The sequence below is a fragment of the Citrobacter sp. MGH105 genome (assembly GCF_001037485.2).
In the GTDB taxonomy this organism is placed as follows: Bacteria; Pseudomonadota; Gammaproteobacteria; order Enterobacterales; family Enterobacteriaceae; genus Citrobacter; species Citrobacter portucalensis.
This window is the reverse complement of the sequence record NZ_CP073048.1, coordinates 104,131-120,415: the sequence shown is the minus strand read 5'-3', so window position 1 is coordinate 120,415 and position 16,285 is coordinate 104,131. Positions and strand designations below refer to the sequence as shown.

At 48.8% G+C, this 16,285-nt stretch carries 18 protein-coding genes; 7 read left to right on the top strand and 11 right to left on the bottom strand.

The genetic code is table 11. The features are described from left to right. Positions 1-12 precede the first annotated feature (12 nt). The 4 genes from SK35_RS00595 to SK35_RS00580 are packed head-to-tail and all read right to left on the bottom strand — an operon-like array spanning position 13 to position 4,017. The gene (locus SK35_RS00595; RefSeq protein ID WP_048215300.1) at positions 13-1,005 is read right to left on the bottom strand and encodes a glycosyltransferase family 8 protein; all 993 of its coding nucleotides are present in this window, start codon (positions 1,003-1,005) and stop codon (positions 13-15) included. A 47-nt stretch (positions 1,006-1,052) separates the two neighbouring features. Then, complete coding sequence (locus tag SK35_RS00590; RefSeq protein WP_048215299.1) at positions 1,053-2,072, bottom strand: glycosyltransferase family 8 protein; 1,020 nt, start codon at positions 2,070-2,072, stop codon at positions 1,053-1,055. Positions 2,073-2,102: 30 nt separating this feature from the next. Beyond that, positions 2,103-2,900, bottom strand: coding sequence for a lipopolysaccharide core heptose(I) kinase RfaP (rfaP, locus tag SK35_RS00585; RefSeq protein ID WP_048215298.1), 798 nt, complete (start codon positions 2,898-2,900; stop codon positions 2,103-2,105). After that, positions 2,893-4,017, bottom strand: coding sequence for a glycosyltransferase family 4 protein (locus tag SK35_RS00580; protein ID WP_048215297.1), 1,125 nt, complete (start codon positions 4,015-4,017; stop codon positions 2,893-2,895). Before SK35_RS00580 ends, rfaP begins: the two co-directional genes overlap by 8 nt. A 424-nt stretch (positions 4,018-4,441) precedes the next feature. On the opposite strand from SK35_RS00580, the gene waaA reads away from it, so the two are divergent. Further along, positions 4,442-5,719: a lipid IV(A) 3-deoxy-D-manno-octulosonic acid transferase gene (gene waaA, locus SK35_RS00575; protein WP_048215295.1), complete on the top strand. Its 1,278-nt coding sequence runs from the start codon at positions 4,442-4,444 to the stop codon at positions 5,717-5,719. 8 nt (positions 5,720-5,727) lie between these two features. Continuing rightward, positions 5,728-6,207, top strand: a complete 480-nt coding sequence (gene coaD / locus SK35_RS00570; protein WP_003024099.1) for a pantetheine-phosphate adenylyltransferase — start codon at positions 5,728-5,730, stop codon at positions 6,205-6,207. Between the two features lie 38 nt (positions 6,208-6,245). On the opposite strand, the gene mutM is transcribed toward coaD, so the two are convergent. The 4 genes from mutM to radC all read right to left on the bottom strand — a co-directional run bounded on the left by mutM (position 6,246) and on the right by radC (position 8,520). Next, the gene (gene mutM, locus SK35_RS00565; protein ID WP_048215294.1) at positions 6,246-7,055 is read right to left on the bottom strand and encodes a bifunctional DNA-formamidopyrimidine glycosylase/DNA-(apurinic or apyrimidinic site) lyase; all 810 of its coding nucleotides are present in this window, start codon (positions 7,053-7,055) and stop codon (positions 6,246-6,248) included. A gap of 98 nt (positions 7,056-7,153) precedes the next feature. Further along, a complete protein-coding gene (gene rpmG / locus SK35_RS00560) occupies positions 7,154-7,321 on the bottom strand; it encodes a 50S ribosomal protein L33 (RefSeq protein ID WP_003024094.1) in 168 nt (55 codons plus the stop codon). A gap of 20 nt (positions 7,322-7,341) precedes the next feature. Further along, the gene (rpmB, locus tag SK35_RS00555) at positions 7,342-7,578 is read right to left on the bottom strand and encodes a 50S ribosomal protein L28 (RefSeq protein WP_003024071.1); all 237 of its coding nucleotides are present in this window, start codon (positions 7,576-7,578) and stop codon (positions 7,342-7,344) included. Positions 7,579-7,854: 276 nt separating this feature from the next. After that, complete coding sequence (gene radC, locus SK35_RS00550) at positions 7,855-8,520, bottom strand: RadC family protein (protein WP_048215293.1); 666 nt, start codon at positions 8,518-8,520, stop codon at positions 7,855-7,857. 171 nt (positions 8,521-8,691) lie between these two features. Here radC and coaBC point away from each other — a divergent pair, with 171 nt between their 5' ends. From coaBC to slmA, 3 genes are all read left to right on the top strand, one after another. Next, entirely contained in the window at positions 8,692-9,912 is a 1,221-nt protein-coding gene (gene coaBC / locus SK35_RS00545) for a bifunctional phosphopantothenoylcysteine decarboxylase/phosphopantothenate--cysteine ligase CoaBC (RefSeq protein ID WP_095533115.1), read from the top strand. Then, positions 9,890-10,348, top strand: coding sequence for a dUTP diphosphatase (gene dut, locus SK35_RS00540; protein WP_003827259.1), 459 nt, complete (start codon positions 9,890-9,892; stop codon positions 10,346-10,348). Before coaBC ends, dut begins: the two co-directional genes overlap by 23 nt. A gap of 116 nt (positions 10,349-10,464) precedes the next feature. Beyond that, positions 10,465-11,061 carry a nucleoid occlusion factor SlmA gene (slmA, locus tag SK35_RS00535; RefSeq protein WP_003827257.1) on the top strand — a complete coding sequence of 199 codons (597 nt, stop codon included), beginning with the start codon at positions 10,465-10,467 and terminating at the stop codon, positions 11,059-11,061. A 66-nt stretch (positions 11,062-11,127) separates the two neighbouring features. Here slmA and pyrE read toward each other — a convergent pair whose 3' ends face one another. Together pyrE and rph are read right to left on the bottom strand one after the other, a co-directional pair. Continuing rightward, positions 11,128-11,769 (bottom strand): orotate phosphoribosyltransferase, encoded by a 642-nt coding sequence (pyrE, locus tag SK35_RS00530; protein WP_048215291.1) that lies wholly within the window; start codon positions 11,767-11,769, stop codon positions 11,128-11,130. Between the two features lie 65 nt (positions 11,770-11,834). Further along, positions 11,835-12,551 (bottom strand): ribonuclease PH, encoded by a 717-nt coding sequence (gene rph / locus SK35_RS00525; RefSeq protein WP_003024054.1) that lies wholly within the window; start codon positions 12,549-12,551, stop codon positions 11,835-11,837. 125 nt (positions 12,552-12,676) lie between these two features. Here rph and SK35_RS00520 point away from each other — a divergent pair, with 125 nt between their 5' ends. Together SK35_RS00520 and SK35_RS00515 are read left to right on the top strand one after the other, a co-directional pair. Further along, a complete protein-coding gene (locus SK35_RS00520) occupies positions 12,677-13,540 on the top strand; it encodes a YicC/YloC family endoribonuclease (protein ID WP_003024052.1) in 864 nt (287 codons plus the stop codon). A gap of 258 nt (positions 13,541-13,798) precedes the next feature. Next, positions 13,799-14,416 carry a trimeric intracellular cation channel family protein gene (locus tag SK35_RS00515; RefSeq protein ID WP_003024049.1) on the top strand — a complete coding sequence of 206 codons (618 nt, stop codon included), beginning with the start codon at positions 13,799-13,801 and terminating at the stop codon, positions 14,414-14,416. Here SK35_RS00515 and ligB read toward each other — a convergent pair. Continuing rightward, on the bottom strand, positions 14,413-16,092 hold the full coding sequence (gene ligB / locus SK35_RS00510) for an NAD-dependent DNA ligase LigB (RefSeq protein WP_048215290.1): 1,680 nt from the start codon (positions 16,090-16,092) through the stop codon (positions 14,413-14,415). The two genes, SK35_RS00515 and ligB, sit on opposite strands and share 4 nt — an antisense overlap. Positions 16,093-16,285 lie beyond the last annotated feature (193 nt).

Here is a 16,285-nt window from a genome sequence, read left to right as displayed (position 1 = left end):
ACGGGAGTTTTTTTACTTACTTTTTAATTTTTCACGCAAATAACCAATATAGCTTATTACCGAGGCGAAATACTTCCCTTGTAATCTTTCATGGCGTGATTTCTTTTTATACTGTTTTGGCGTTCTGGCTGGTAGCAGTGGAACATCCGCCCACGGCGAAGCCTTCCAGGCTTCAACAAAGTACTGTGCAGAGGGATAGCTAGCCCATGAATTCCATGGTTTAGTTACACCTATATAATGGATAAGAATCGTTTCAGGCGTTATATACTCTTTATATTTCGAAAGGTTCTTGCTTTTTAATTCTTGCTTAATACCATAGATAGCATTAAATCTTCTTTCCAGAAAAATCACTTTTTTAAAGAAAAGAATATTCAAGACATCCTGATCCGGAAATGAAAGTTTGTTATTTTTGTCTAATAAGATATCAAAAGCTGCATTGATAAAATTCTGCTCTTTCCACTTTTTCAGGTTTGCAAATATGACACCTGAATTGAAATAATCTTTATTTATCTCAATATCTCTGGCAGGGCTATCATCCACATCAGTAATTACCGCTGCGACATATTTTCCAAGATCAATCTGCGTGAGTTCAAAAAGTGAACCTTTGCACATCACATCCGCATCAATGTATAAAAGTGAATCAATTTTCTCACCAAGATATTCAAAGGCAATAAATCTGAAGTACATTGCATGTGACCAAGCGTGGCTACTTGGTAAAACCTTTAACCCATTAGCATCCATAACATAAATTGAGATGTTTGTGGAAAATTGCTCTGCTAATTTAGAAATCCGCTGCTGGTAATCAGCATCAATGTAGTCAGTAAAAAGATGAAAATGGATATTTAAATCTTTATTATTCAATAGTACCGATGTCATCGAAATTGCAGCACCAAACATAAAATTCCTGTCAACACCCCAGGCGATGTTAAGTTGTATTTTTTGTTCTGTCGGCGCTTGATTAAACTCAAGTATCTTTTTTATAGACTGATGACAATCAAAGTTCATTCGCTACACCTATTTAATCTATTATCAATAAGTTATTGTTTCTATATTCAATATGCTTTTGAATTGTGTAACTTATTTTTTATATACATTACATGACTAAGTACCGAGCGAATATATTTACGCTGCACTCTTTCATGCCGTGACTTACGTTTATACAACTTTGCCGTATTTGCATTTAACAAGGATTGTTCCGCCCATGCGGATTTTTTATATGCTTCGATGAAGAATTTAGCCACCGGATATTTAGCCCATGTATGCCATGGCTTAGTAACACCGACATAATGGATTAAAACAGTATCATCTGTAATATAATCCTGATAAATCTTATCGTTTTTGTTTTTTAGTTCCTGATCCACACCATAAATACAGTTAAAATCTCTTCTCAGGAAAATCACATTCCCTACAAATAATATATTTAACACATCCTGGTCAAAATATAGAAGTTCCTTTTGACGTTTTTCTAAAATAGAAAATGCTTTGGTCAACAGGTTCTGTTCACGCCACACTTCGAGATTAGCAAATACCACGCCAGAGTTAAAGTAACCGTTACTCAGTTCAGGAATACCGAGTCTGTTACCGGATTTAATACGCACTTCATCAATATCATTAATAACAGCGGCATATTCTCCACAGAAATTAATCTCGGTAAGCTCGCGGAGAGATCCTTTGCAAATAACATCTGCATCAAGATACAGTACGGAGCTTAAGTCTGTGCTTAAATATTCAAATGCGAAATAACGATAGTACATTGCATAAGTCCATGCTTTTGTACTCGGTAAGTCACGAAACGCCGCGTTATCGAACACAAGAACCGTCACAGTCGTACTATACATTTGGGTCAGGCGTTTTACACTCTCCAGATAATCGTCATCTATATAGTCTGTTGCTATATAAAAGTGAATATCAATATCAGGGTTATTCACTAACACTGAGGTCATTGAAATGCCAGAGCCAAATAAAAAATTACGGTCGACACCATACGCAACACTTAGTTTTTTACTCTTCTCATGCGTAGAGCTGTCTATGACGTGTTTTTGAATAACTAGCTTCTGGAAATCAATGTTCATAATAAAATGGCCTCAAACTTTATGTGTGATTTATAGCGCTTTTCTTATTGTTCTTCGTCTTATTTTTTGCGCTTTTGTGACAGCCTGTTCAAACAACCTGACTTCCTGACGAAAGATTTCACGTAGTGGCATCGAAAAATAGACACGTAAAAAACGGTAGATATCTCTGGACGTCAGACCGATCTCAAGTGAAGAGAAATAGAGTCCGATCAAGTCCTTGTCTCGCCAGCGGCGCGGTACATGTTGACGAATTTGTGCACGATGCAGATCGATTACGGAAAGTTTGATATCCGCAATATTTTCTGGCATCGGTTGTTGGAGTAAAAAATGGCAAATATAGCAATCCCGATGATTTACTCCACCCCGATGCATTTTACCCACCATTTCTGCCACACGGGTAATAATGGTCCGTTTTAATACAAAATCAGGACGCTCAACTCCCCACCCGGCACAAAAATCTTCAAGGCTGATGGCGGGAGAAAGGTCCTCAGTGATGATAAACGAGGTTCGCTCTAACGGATTCAGACCTTTTTGACCAAATGCAACCCCTGTCATAGTATCAACATTCAGTTCTTTTAAGCGGTGAATCGCCAGCCACTCACGGTCGGCACCCAGTACAGGCATACGCAGAGATATAAGGTTCTTCACCACTTCTTTAAGCGTGGTTCCATGATGATATTTAAGAAAATAACCCTTTCCCATCATCTCAAAACGTAGGGTACGCCGTGTTTCCAGAGCGCGAAAAACCTCACCATCCAGCTTAGTGACTTCAGTAAACGGGTCTTTTCCTTGCCACTGCGTGGCAAATGGTTCTTTTAATTCAATCATTCTTAGGACCTAAAATGATATCTGCAGCTTTATCTGCCAGGCTGTAGAGATCTTCTGTATCAGCAAAATGCCGCGCGTTCCCGGCCCAACAACTTCTCTGCTCATTATTTTGCAGCGCATCGAAAAGTACTGTATTCAGATTTTCCTGCTCAAAAGGTTCAGGAATCACCACCCCACATTGTGCGGCGTTGATATAACCCGCATAGCCGCAAACTTCGGTAGTTAATACCGGTAGCCCGGCAACTACAGCTTCTAGCAAGACAATACCGGCAGCTTCCTGTACAGCGGGGTGAAGTAATAAATCAGCAGCAGACATCAATTCTGCGACATCGTCTCGCCCCGAGAAGAACTGCACTTGTTCTTCAACCCCCAATTGACGAGCCTGAGCGCGATAACGATCGGCCTTATCCTGACCAACAACCATCAATCGCGTGCGGTGGCGGATGACATCAGGCAAAGAAGCCAACGCCTGTAATGTTCTTGGAACGCCTTTGCGTTTGAAATCGGAACCTACCTGTAAGAGTAAGTACTGATCGAGACCAATACCGTTTTTTTCTCTGACAACCTGCCGGCTGTTTTCAGGTTGTTGGCTGTACTTTCGGTCAGGATAGATTCCTGGTGGCAGGATACAAAAACGCTGGCTCTCAGTTTGGTAATGATGTTTGAAGTCACCAATTTGCTTATCGGTTAACATCAAAAGCGTAGTGCCGGCACCCCGCTGAAATACAGCTTGTTCAAATGCAGAATAGTGTCGGTACCTGCTAGTCAATTTGTAGAAAAAGCCTTTCTCGCGGGCGACCTTTTCTGCATAGCAAACGTCCGCAGCGTAATACACATCCAACCCAGGCATTTTATTAAAACCAACGACACGATCGACGGGATGTTGAGTTAAATAATTCTGAACCCACTGATAATATTGCTCGTTTTTCCCATGATTCGTTCTGGATGTGACGGGGACGAGTATAATCTCCAGCCCTTTCGGACGCTCGCCCTGCCATGACTGGGTAAATACCTGAACATGATGGCCACGAGAAGCAACCGTCAGCGCTACCCGCAAGAAATCACGTTGTAACCCACCATAGGGAAAATACTTGTACAAACAAAAAGCAATATTCATGCATTAATATCCGCATCGCGTCGCCAGGCATGTCAGGTTTGAAGCATCAGAATCGTGTAATCCTTGCCTAAAGCATCCAAAGATGACTTTCTGTGCTTTCGAAACGTTTCTGCCCGCTAGCTACCTGAAATTGCGCAGTAGTATATCATTTATTATCACGCATTCCGAAATGAATATTTTTTGAACAAAATACAAAATAAACCATGAAAAACATACAGATAAAAAAGACACCAGTTCATCAGAAAACGTACACCGCACAAGAGGTTAAGACATATAAATGCGGCCATGTGCATTTTTGAAATAGCCATCAGCGAAATCGGTCCCTCATCAATTCCATCGTTTTGATACAACCTGGATAAAAATGATGGTAAAGCCATAGTTAAATACATAGAATCCCCAGCACATTCATAAGTCAGCTACCATTATGCTCGAATTGCTTTACACCGCCCTTTTCTACCTTATTCAGCCTTTGATCTGGATACGGCTTTGGGTGCGCGGACGTAAGGCTCCGGCCTACCGTAAACGCTGGGGCGAACGCTACGGCTTTTATCGCCGCCCGCTAAAACCTGGCGGCATCATGCTTCATTCGGTTTCTGTGGGCGAAACGCTGGCTGCAATCCCATTAGTTCGCGCTCTGCGACATCGTTATCCCGACTTGCCGATCACGGTAACCACCATGACGCCAACCGGTTCCGAGCGCGTACAATCTGCTTTTGGTACTGACGTTCAGCACATTTATTTACCATACGATTTACCGGATGCCCTGAACCGTTTTCTGAATAAAGTTGACCCCAAACTGGTGTTAATTATGGAAACCGAGCTGTGGCCAAATCTGATCGCGGCACTCCATAAGCGCCACATTCCTCTGGTCATTGCCAACGCACGTCTTTCTGCTCGTTCAGCCGCTGGTTATGCGAAATTAGGTAAATTTGTTGGCAGACTACTGCGTCGAATTACGTTGATTGCCGCACAAAACGAAGAAGATGGCGCACGTTTTATTACGCTTGGCGCCAGAAGCAATCAAGTCACCGTTACTGGCAGCCTGAAGTTTGATATATCCGTCACACCGCAACTGGCCGCAAAAGCGGTGACATTACGTCGTCAATGGGCGCCTCACCGCCCGGTATGGATTGCAACCAGCACCCACGACGGCGAAGAAAGCATCATCATTGCCGCCCATCAGGCGTTATTAAATCAGTTCCCGAATCTTTTATTGATTCTGGTTCCCAGACATCCTGAACGGTTCCCGGATGCCATTAACCTCGTACGCCAGGCTGGACTAAGCTATACCACTCGTTCTTCGGGTGAAGTTCCATCATCAGGTACTCAGGTTGTGATCGGCGATACCATGGGTGAGCTGATGTTGCTGTATGGCATTGCCGACCTTGCTTTTGTCGGCGGTTCACTGGTTGAACGTGGTGGACACAACCCGCTGGAAGCGGCAGCGCATGCTATTCCGGTGTTGATGGGACCACATACGTTTAATTTTAAAGATATTTGCGCCCGTCTCGAACAGGCAAGCGGATTGATCACCGTCACCGACGCAGCTACGCTGGTGAAAGAGGTCTCTTCCTTACTGACCGATGCAGATTATCGTAATTTTTATGGCCGTCACGCAGTTGAAGTTCTGTATCAAAATCAGGGCGCTCTACAGCGTCTGCTGCAACTGCTGGAACCTTACCTGCCACCCAAAACGCATTGAGGCAAGTCATGCAAAAACGGGCGATTTATCCAGGAACCTTTGATCCTATTACTAACGGCCACCTCGATATCGTGACGCGTGCGACAAGCATGTTTGATCACGTGATTCTGGCGATTGCCGCAAGCCCCAGTAAAAAGCCGATGTTTACTCTGGAAGAGCGCGTTGAGCTGGCACAACAGGCAACGGCGCATCTTGGCAATGTGGAAGTGCTGGGATTCAGCGATCTGATGGCAAACTTTGCCCGTGATAATCAGGCGAACATTCTGATCCGTGGCCTGCGCGCGGTAGCCGATTTTGAGTATGAAATGCAGCTGGCTCATATGAACCGCCACCTCATGCCACAGCTGGAAAGCGTTTTTCTGATGCCATCTAAAGAGTGGTCATTTATCTCATCGTCACTGGTGAAAGAAGTTGCCCGCCACCAGGGTGACGTGACGCACTTTTTGCCGGAAAACGTCCATCAGGCGTTAATGAGTAAACTGAAGTAATGCACCTGGCCGGATGCAGCATCCGGCCAGCAATGAAACTATTTCTGACAGCGACGACAATAGAACGTTGTACGCTGGGCGTGTTTTGTCGCAACAATCGGTGCGCCACATGCGCGGCAAGGTTCACCTTCTCTCCCATAGACCTGCAGCTCCTGGGCAAAATAGCCAGGCTTACCGTCACTTTGCAGAAAGTCCTTCAGCGTCGTCCCGCCCTGCTCGATAGAACGCAGCAACACCGCCTTGATAACGCGTACCAGCAATTCACACTCATCTTTCGACAGGGATGACGCAAGACGGTCAGGATGAATCCCAGCCGCAAATAGCGACTCGCTGGCGTAGATATTACCCACACCCACCACCAGCTTGTTATCCATCAGCCAGGGTTTAATCGCCGTTTTCTTCTTCGCACATTTCTGCTGTAGATAATTGGCGTTGAAATCGTCGCTCAGCGGCTCAGGGCCAAGATGAGCGAGGACATTATGTCCATCCAGTTCTTTAGTCCACAGCCAGGCGCCAAAGCGACGGGGATCGGTATAACGCAGAACTTTGCCGTTGCTCATCACTAAGTCAACGTGGTCGTGCTTGTCTGCCGGAAGCTCTTCAAGAAGGATACGCAAGCTACCCGACATCCCCAGATGAATGATTATCCAGCCATCCGCCAGTTCTAGCAGCAGGTATTTCGCGCGCCGCTGTACGCTGAGGACAGGTTGATCACTCAGACGATAGATTTCCTCAGATACTGGCCAACGTAAACGACCGTTACGCACCGTCGCGTGCACAATCGTTGCCCCCACCAGATGCGGCTCAATACCACGGCGGCTGGTTTCGACTTCAGGTAATTCAGGCATAGTATCTCCGGCGGTATGTCAGGTCTCATTAATATGGGGACGGCCAGAAAACAAAAAACCCCGCCGAGGCAGGGTTTTTCTTTACATTAAAACGAAAATTATTTGATTTTCGCTTCTTTGTATAAAACGTGCTGACGAACAACTGGATCGAACTTTTTCAGTTCCAGTTTTTCCGGCTTAGTACGTTTGTTCTTCGTAGTGGTATAGAAGTGACCAGTACCAGCAGAAGAAACCAGCTTGATTTTCTCACGAATACCTTTAGCCATGATTTATTTCCTCTTAGTACTTAGTACTTTTCGCCACGGGCACGCAGTTCAGACAGAACTGTTTCGATGCCTTTCTTATCAATAACACGCATACCTTTAGCAGATACACGCAGGGTGACAAAACGCTTCTCGCTCTCAACCCAAAAACGGTGAGAGTGCAGGTTAGGCAGGAAACGGCGTTTAGTCGCGTTCAGTGCGTGGGAACGGTTGTTACCGGTCACCGGACGCTTGCCAGTAACTTGGCAGACTCGGGACATGTCTATTCTCCAAAAATCAAATTAGCTCGAGCTTCGTATGGGGTATTGGCGCCTCGTCAGGCTTCTCAGCCCGGTTATCGCAGTTCAATACACTTAATCTTTCAATGTTGCCTCGTCATTGGACGCAACAAGAATGATTTTGCGTATTTGCGAACTCTCGATTGCCAGGCCCAAATGCCAAACCCGAGATTCTCAAAGGTGGCGTAGTATACGCTGAGTCAGCGATGTGCTCAAGTCCCGAACAGACAAAGATCCCGATGGATCGCGTAAAGTGCGTTAAATCCAACCGCGTTCCGCAAAAGAAACGTACTCTCCGCGCCCAATGACCAGATGATCAAGCACCCGGATATCCATGAACTGACAGCATTTCACAACACGCTCGGTGATGAGTTTATCTGCTTTACTGGGCTCTGCACACCCCGAAGGGTGATTATGCGCAAGGATCACCGCAGAAGCATTCATTTTTATCGCTTCACGGACAATTTCTCTCGGATGTACCTCGACATGGCTAAGCGTACCGGAAAAAAGTTTGCTGTGTTTAATCACGCGATGTTGAGAATCCATAAAGATCACCAGAAAGATCTCGCGTTCCTCTTGCGAAAGCTGGCTTTGCAGAAATTCACGCGCCATTTCCGGACTAAGTAGAGCCCGCTCCTCTATCATTCGCACGTTGTAGTAGCGTCTTGCCAGCTCCGCAATCCCCTTCAACTGTGCGTACTTCGCGATACCGATTCCCTGAACATAGCTAAAATCCATGTAATCAGCAGACAACAGGCCATACAGCGACTCAAAATGCTGAAGCATCTCTTTCGCCAGCGTAAGCACATCTTTACCCTGCAGGCCGGTGCGTAAAAAAAGAGCCAAAAGCTCAACATCGGTCAGAGAACTGGCCCCCTGCGCCAATAGCTTTTCCCGGGGCATCATACTTCCTGTATTTTCCATGCTTCTCCCTCCTTTCGCGTCCGCATAGTGGCATAACACCGACGGTGATTCGACGCGTTGTTTTCACTTCTTCGTAGCGCCTCGCAAAGTGGAGTACGGTCAAAAGCACGACAAATTGCGGATTGTGATAAAATATCCGCCTTCTGGTGAAATCCAACAGGAAAGATCATGATGAGCCTGGCCGGTAAAAAAATCGTACTTGGCGTCAGTGGCGGTATTGCTGCGTACAAGACCCCTGAGTTGGTGCGTCGTTTACGGGAACGCGGCGCTGACGTCCGCGTGGCGATGACCGAAGCGGCAAAAGCATTTATTACTCCCCTGAGTTTACAGGCGGTTTCAGGTTATCCCGTTTCCGACAGCCTGCTTGACCCCGCAGCCGAAGCCGCGATGGGCCACATTGAGCTGGGAAAATGGGCCGATTTGGTCATCCTGGCACCCGCTACAGCAGACCTGATTGCTCGTGTCGCCGCAGGTATGGCCAACGACCTGGTGTCAACGATTTGTCTGGCAACGCCTGCTCCTGTTGCTGTACTGCCAGCCATGAACCAGCAGATGTATCGCGCTGCCGCGACCCAGCACAATCTGGGTATTCTTGCCTCACGCGGTTTGCTCATTTGGGGTCCTGACAGCGGTAGTCAGGCATGTGGTGATATCGGCCCTGGACGTATGCTGGATCCGTTAACGATTGTGGATATGGCGGCAGAACATTTTTCACCTGTCAACGATCTGCAACATCTCAACATCATGATTACGGCGGGCCCGACGCGTGAACCGCTTGATCCCGTGCGTTATATTTCCAACCACAGTTCCGGGAAGATGGGGTTTGCGATCGCGGCCGCTGCCGCAAAGCGCGGTGCAAACGTCACACTGGTATCGGGTCCGGTTTCGTTATCCACACCACCATTTGTTCAGCGGGTTGATGTGATGACCGCGCTGGAAATGGAAGCCGCTGTGCAATCTGCGGTTCAACAACAGCATATTTTTATCGGTTGCGCTGCAGTCGCTGATTATCGCGCTGAAACTGTCGCCCACGAAAAAATAAAAAAACAAGCGACGCAGGGTGATGAATTAACAGTAAAAATGGTCAAAAACCCGGACATTATCGCCGGTGTTGCCGCACTGGATGCTAACCGTCCTTTTGTCGTTGGGTTTGCCGCCGAAACAAATAATGTGGAAGAATATGCCCGGCAAAAACGCATCCGCAAAAACCTTGATGTGATCTGTGCGAACGACGTTTCGCTGTCAACTCAAGGGTTTAACAGCGATAGCAACGCATTACACCTTTTTTGGCAGGATGGAGACAAAGTCTTACCGCTTGAGCGTAAAGAACTCCTGGGCCAATTATTACTCGACGAGATCGTGACCCGTTATGATGAAAAAAATCGACGTTAAGATTCTGGACCCGCGCGTAGGGCAACAATTTCCGCTCCCGACGTACGCCACTTCTGGTTCTGCCGGACTTGACCTGCGTGCTTGTCTTGATGACGCCGTAGAGCTGGCGCCGGGCGCAACAACGCTGGTGCCAACCGGGTTAGCTATCCACATTGCCGATCCTTCTCTGGCAGCGGTAATGCTCCCGCGCTCCGGGCTGGGCCATAAGCACGGTATCGTGTTGGGCAATCTGGTTGGTTTGATTGATTCCGACTACCAGGGCCAACTGATGGTGTCCGTCTGGAACCGTGGTCAGGACAGCTTCACTATTGAGCCGGGCGAACGTATCGCGCAGATGGTATTTGTACCGGTCGTGCAGGCTGAATTTAATCTGGTGGAAGAATTTGAAGCCACCGATCGTGGCGAAGGTGGCTTCGGCCATTCCGGGCGCAAGTAACCCGCAGAAAAGTATCCCATAGCGTAATAACGCAATAACACACCGCAAACAACAGTTTGCGGTCGCTGTGTGGATGCCTGCCTGGCAAGAGCTTATTTTCAGGGGTATTTTGTAACATGGTAGAAAAGCAAACTGCGAAAAGGAATCGTCGCGAAGAAATACTTCAGTCTCTGGCACTGATGCTTGAGTCCAGCGATGGTAGCCAACGCATCACCACAGCAAAGCTGGCAGCCTCAGTTGGCGTATCCGAAGCGGCATTGTATCGCCATTTCCCCAGCAAGACCCGTATGTTCGATAGCCTGATTGAGTTTATCGAAGATAGTCTGATTACGCGTATCAATCTGATTTTGAAAGATGAAAAAGACACCAACGCGCGTCTGCGTCTGATCGTTCTGCTGATTTTAGGATTTGGTGAGCGTAATCCAGGCCTGACACGAATTCTGACCGGACACGCATTGATGTTCGAGCAAGACCGTCTGCAAGGTCGCATTAACCAACTTTTTGAGCGCATTGAAGCGCAGTTGCGCCAGGTTCTGCGAGAAAAAAGAATGCGTGAAGGTGAAGGCTACACCGTGGATGAAACGCTGCTGGCCAGCCAGTTACTGGCTTTCTGCGAAGGTATGCTGTCCCGGTTTGTACGTAGCGAATTTAAATACCGCCCAACGGATGATTTTGACACCCGCTGGCCGTTGGTCGCCGCTCAATTGCAATAGCGATTTCGTCTTATCTGGCCTACGGGGTTACGTAGGCCAGATAAGCACAGCGCCATCCGGCAGTTCTTAAACGCCGTACGCTTCGCGATAGGCCCGTACTGCCACCAGATGCTCCGCCATCTCTGGTTTCTCTTCCAGATACGCAATCAGATCTTTCAGGGTAATGATAGAAATCACCTTGCAGCCATAATCACGTTCCACTTCCTGAATCGCGGAAATCTCGCCGCGACCGCGTTCCTGACGATCGAGAGAAATCAGTACCCCCGCCAGAGTGGCGCCATTCGCCTGAATAATCTCCATCGACTCACGAATCGCCGTACCTGCGGTGATAACATCATCCACCAGCATCACACGTCCCTCTAGTGCGCTACCGACCAGATTGCCGCCTTCACCGTGGGTCTTCGCCTCTTTACGGTTAAAGCAGTACGGCAAATCTTTATCGTGGTGTTCCGCCAGCGCAACGGCCGTTGTGGTCGCAATCGGAATACCTTTGTAGGCAGGGCCAAACAGCAAATCGAACTCAATACCGGAATCCACCAGCGCTTCGGCATAAAAACGGCCTAACAGTGCCAGGTCGCGCCCGGTATAAAACAGCCCGGCGTTGAAGAAATAGGGGCTTTTGCGCCCGGATTTCAGCGTAAATTCGCCAAACTTTAGTACCTGCTTGCTAAGCGCAAACTCAATAAACTGGCGCTGATACGGTTTCATGGATTCGCTCCTCATCTCACTTTATTACAGACAAAAAAAAGGCGACTCATCAGTCGCCTTTAAAATCAATTTTCTAACGCCGCCTTCTGCGTCGCTACAATGGATTCGATTCCCCCTCGGGCCAATGCCAGTAGGGTGAGAAGTTCTTCATGGCTGAACGGTTCGCCTTCCGCCGTACCCTGAACCTCTATAATGCGACCGTCCTCAGTCATCACTACGTTCATGTCGGTTTCAGCAGCAGAGTCTTCAACGTACTCAAGGTCACAGAGTGCTTCACCGTTCACAATGCCCACGGAAACCGCGGCGACCATCCCTTTCATCGGGTTAGTTTTCAGCTTACCGCTCGCCACCAGCTTGTTCAGCGCATCAGCCAACGCAACGCATGCGCCGGTAATTGATGCGGTGCGCGTACCGCCATCGGCCTGAATAACATCGCAGTCCAGCGTAATTGTGAATTCGCCGAGCGTTTTCAGATCAACAGCTGCGCGCAGCGCGCGGGCGATCAGACGCTGGATTTCCATGGTACGACCGCCCTGCTTACCTTTCGCCGCTTCACGGGCGTTACGGGTGTGCGTGGCGCGTGGCAGCATGCCATATTCTGCGGTGATCCAGCCCTGGCCCTGACCTTTCAAAAAACGTGGGACGCCTTCATCAATAGAAGCGGTACACAGCACTTTGGTATCACCAAATTCGACCAGCACGGAGCCTTCAGCGTGTTTTGTATAATTACGGGTCAGGGTGACGGGACGCACCTGATTGGCACTACGACCTGCTGGACGCATGATAAAATCTCCGGCTTGAAACGAATGTGGCTGCGCATTATACGGACTTCCGACTGTTATTCCTATCCTGACAAGACGCGGATGGCTATAATCCTCCCATCTCATCTTTAAAAACAGGAACGTCTATGATCCGCAGCATGACCGCCTACGCCCGGCGTGAAATCAAGGGTGAATGGGGTAGCGCCACCTGGGAAATGCGCTCGGTAAACCAGCGTTATCTGGAAACTTATTTTCGCCTGCCGGAGCAGTTCCGTAGTCTCGAACCCGTTGTTCGCGAACGTATTCGCACGCGTCTGACGCGCGGTAAAGTCGAATGTACCCTGCGTTTTGAGCCTGATGCCAGCGCGCAAGGCGAGCTGATTCTGAATGAAAAACTCGCTAAACAGCTCGTTAGCGCTGCTAACTGGGTCAAAATGCAGAGCGATGAAGGTGAAATCAACCCGGTTGATATCCTGCGCTGGCCAGGCGTAATGGCTGCCCAGGAGCAGGATCTGGACGCCATTGCCGCCGAAATCCTCGCCGCGCTTGACGGTACGCTGGATGACTTCATCGTTGCGCGTGAAACCGAAGGTCAGGCGCTGAAAGCGCTGATCGAGCAGCGTCTGGAAGGCGTCAGCGCTGAAGTCACAAAAGTGCGTGCTCATATGCCGGAAATCCTGCAATGGCAGCGCGAGCGTCTGGTAGCCAAACTGGAAGACGCCCAGGTGCAGTTGGAGAATAACCGCCTTGAGCAAGAACTGGTGCTGATGGCGCAGCGTATCGATGTGGCAGAAGAATTAGATCGTCTGGAAGCCCACGTCAAAGAAACCTACAACATTCTGAAGAAAAAAGAGGCGGTTGGCCGTCGTCTGGACTTCATGATGCAGGAATTCAACCGTGAGTCGAACACTCTGGCATCGAAGTCTATCAATGCCGAAGTGACGAATTCCGCGATTGAACTGAAGGTACTGATCGAGCAAATGCGCGAGCAAATTCAGAACATCGAGTAAGCAACCATTCTACGTAGCCCGCCAATAAATGGCGAGGCTATGTATTTTTCCCGACGCTTTGATACTCCCTTGTTCAATTCGAATTATATTTTCTCATCATTCTTTATTGAAGCTCATAATACAAAGCGCATATCACCACGCATTTTCAGCAAATTCGCATTAGCTGTAGTTATTAAAATCACTTCACCTTAGAAAATCTCAATCGTGACAAGGCGCACAAATCGTTAACCTTAGCCCCCAGCAAATCAGGGGGAATACATGCTGTTACACGTTTTATATTTAATTGGTATTACTGCCGAAGCCATGACCGGTGCGCTTGCTGCTGGGCGTCGTCGTATGGATACATTTGGCGTCATCATCATTGCCACCGCGACGGCCATTGGCGGCGGATCGGTACGCGACATTCTTCTCGGCCACTATCCTCTTGGCTGGGTAAAGCACCCTGAATACGTCATTATCGTGGCGACCGCTGCGGTACTCACCACCATTATTGCTCCCGTCATGCCCTATCTGCGCAAAATATTCCTCGTACTGGATGCGCTGGGCCTTGTGGTCTTTTCTATTATCGGTGCTCAGGTGGCACTGGATATGGGCCATGGACCGATTATCGCCGTGGTCGCTGCGGTCACGACCGGCGTCTTCGGTGGCGTATTACGCGACATGTTCTGCAAACGCATCCCGTTAGTGTTCCAGAAAGAGCTGTATGCTGGCGTATCATTCGCCGCTGCTGTGTTGTACATCGTGCTGCAACATTATGTCTCCAGTCACGATGTAGTGGTTATCTCTACCCTGCTCTTCGGCTTTACCGCCCGACTGCTGGCGCTGCGCCTGAAGTTAGGGCTACCGGTATTTTACTATCGCCATGAAGGCCATTAAGGCATAAAGCCCGCGATCCGCTGAGCAGCCAGCCAGTTGCTCAGCGCTATGACCTCCCTGGTCTCCAGCCACTGAATGATCTGTCGTGCCCGGCGTTCCCCCATTAAAGGGAGCTGCCGCCAGCTTTGCTCATCACGGTCCTGCAATTGTTGCCACGAAGCATCCCGACTGGCATTCAGGGTTGCCTGTGTTAACGGTATTCCCATGGCAATAACCCAACGTGTGAACGGAAGATGGCGCGACAGGTTGAACTGATGCCACATCTTCTCCCCTTTGATTACACCAAGTGCAGACTCTAACTGTTCCTGAGTTAACCCAAGCCAGGAAAAGATATGTTCAAAGCGATACACCTGGTTGAGCTCTCGCCATCCCGCCTCGCCGATCCCCTCCAGCCCCAGCACCTCTTTGCCGCCCAGCCAGACCAGTCTGGCAACAAACTGTTCCTGGCACTCCGCTGTAGCATAAAAACAGGTTAATGAATTGAAGCGCCCCTCGGGGGGTATTGGCTTAGTACGCTGAGTGCTGCGCCAGACCACCTCGTCTATACGGGGTATCCCTTGTCCAGCCAGGCTCACCAGAATCTGATCGCCAGGCGCGATATCCCATTCATTCCAGCGTCGGACGGAGCCAATATTGACGCGCTGTACGCGTTTATCATCCAGCATGACGGGAGTCAGCAATGCAACCACCGCAATTTTCCCGCTTTTACCAACGGAGAACTGAATACCAGTAACCTCAGATACCCTCGTCACGGGAGGATATTTCCACGCCGCCAGCCACTCACCCTGCCCGGGTAGCCAATACTTTGCCCGTGGCTCTTTTGCCGTTCGCACCACGACACCATCTGTCACAAAAGGTAATGCTGAACTCCACCACCTGGCGCGCAACTTTTCGACGTCATCCGCATTCTTCACGGCGTGAGTATAACGTTGCGTGTAACTGAACCCGGCAGCCGTGAGCTGCTCCAGTCTTTCAGGCATGACCGCCGGACCATCAGGCCAGGCCCAGATAAAAATTGCCAGCGAGCGTAACATTTCCGGATTGCCCTGGCGCATCATTAATCCAGCAACCTTCGAGCGGGCGTTCATTCCCCCTCTCTGCTTCTGAATATGCCCCTCTTGCTGCAAAAATATCTCACCCTGCAACGTACTGTTAGCGAGTTTCCCCTTGGTGGAATGTGGTACGGAAGGGATCTGCAGAACCTTTTGCGTCCAGTCTTCGCCTTTCAGGCCATTACCACGGCTAATCGCCCGTACCAGATTGCCATTGCGATAGACTAACGTCACCGCCACGCCATCCACCTTCGGTTGCACCCAGAGATCGCTGCGAGCGAGCATCCATTGCTGTAGCGCTTGCTTATCAGCAAGTTTTCGAACGCCCGTGTGGGGAACAGGATGCGAGACGGTGCCACTTATTGGGGGCACAGACAGATCTGGTGGGACTTCATCGCCAAAACAGCGCTGCCATTGAATTAGTTGCGCATTGAGCTGGTCATAAACGCCGTCGTCTACGGCACTTTCCCCTTGTTTCCAGTAACTGTCATTCCACTGTGTAATCTGTTGCTGTAGTCGTGAAATTTCCTCGTTTGCCCTGGCAGGCGACCAGACGGGGCATACCGCCCACGCAGGTAAATGCCACACCAGTAAAACCAGCCCTATGCATTTCCATAATCCCATGCTATCTCCGCTGAACGATACGTTTCCCTGCAGGTATAGCGCGAAGTGAAATAGAAACAGAGCGGCAAAAATTCATCCTGCGAACAGCTTTCCGGACATTTGCATGTATTGCTGCAAATCACCGATAAAACAGGAAACTGGTACGCAAAACGCAATAAACATGCGCAAAAAGTGTGACAAGGGCTACGTCACA

Bases quoted from the DNA above. Each gene is read 5' to 3' on its own strand.
- SK35_RS00595 (WP_048215300.1), bottom strand. From the start codon at position 1,005: ATGAACTTTGATTGTCATCAGTCTATAAAAAAGATACTTGAGTTTAAT.
- SK35_RS00590 (WP_048215299.1), bottom strand. From the start codon at position 2,072: ATGAACATTGATTTCCAGAAGCTAGTTATTCAAAAACACGTCATAGAC.
- rfaP (WP_048215298.1), bottom strand. From the start codon at position 2,900: ATGATTGAATTAAAAGAACCATTTGCCACGCAGTGGCAAGGAAAAGAC.
- SK35_RS00580 (WP_048215297.1), bottom strand. From the start codon at position 4,017: ATGAATATTGCTTTTTGTTTGTACAAGTATTTTCCCTATGGTGGGTTA.
- waaA (WP_048215295.1), top strand. From the start codon at position 4,442: ATGCTCGAATTGCTTTACACCGCCCTTTTCTACCTTATTCAGCCTTTG.
- coaD (WP_003024099.1), top strand. From the start codon at position 5,728: ATGCAAAAACGGGCGATTTATCCAGGAACCTTTGATCCTATTACTAAC.
- mutM (WP_048215294.1), bottom strand. From the start codon at position 7,055: ATGCCTGAATTACCTGAAGTCGAAACCAGCCGCCGTGGTATTGAGCCG.
- rpmG (WP_003024094.1), bottom strand. From the start codon at position 7,321: ATGGCTAAAGGTATTCGTGAGAAAATCAAGCTGGTTTCTTCTGCTGGT.
- rpmB (WP_003024071.1), bottom strand. From the start codon at position 7,578: ATGTCCCGAGTCTGCCAAGTTACTGGCAAGCGTCCGGTGACCGGTAAC.
- radC (WP_048215293.1), bottom strand. From the start codon at position 8,520: ATGGAAAATACAGGAAGTATGATGCCCCGGGAAAAGCTATTGGCGCAG.
- coaBC (WP_095533115.1), top strand. From the start codon at position 8,692: ATGAGCCTGGCCGGTAAAAAAATCGTACTTGGCGTCAGTGGCGGTATT.
- dut (WP_003827259.1), top strand. From the start codon at position 9,890: ATGATGAAAAAAATCGACGTTAAGATTCTGGACCCGCGCGTAGGGCAA.
- slmA (WP_003827257.1), top strand. From the start codon at position 10,465: ATGGTAGAAAAGCAAACTGCGAAAAGGAATCGTCGCGAAGAAATACTT.
- pyrE (WP_048215291.1), bottom strand. From the start codon at position 11,769: ATGAAACCGTATCAGCGCCAGTTTATTGAGTTTGCGCTTAGCAAGCAG.
- rph (WP_003024054.1), bottom strand. From the start codon at position 12,551: ATGCGTCCAGCAGGTCGTAGTGCCAATCAGGTGCGTCCCGTCACCCTG.
- SK35_RS00520 (WP_003024052.1), top strand. From the start codon at position 12,677: ATGATCCGCAGCATGACCGCCTACGCCCGGCGTGAAATCAAGGGTGAA.
- SK35_RS00515 (WP_003024049.1), top strand. From the start codon at position 13,799: ATGCTGTTACACGTTTTATATTTAATTGGTATTACTGCCGAAGCCATG.
- ligB (WP_048215290.1), bottom strand. From the start codon at position 16,092: ATGGGATTATGGAAATGCATAGGGCTGGTTTTACTGGTGTGGCATTTA.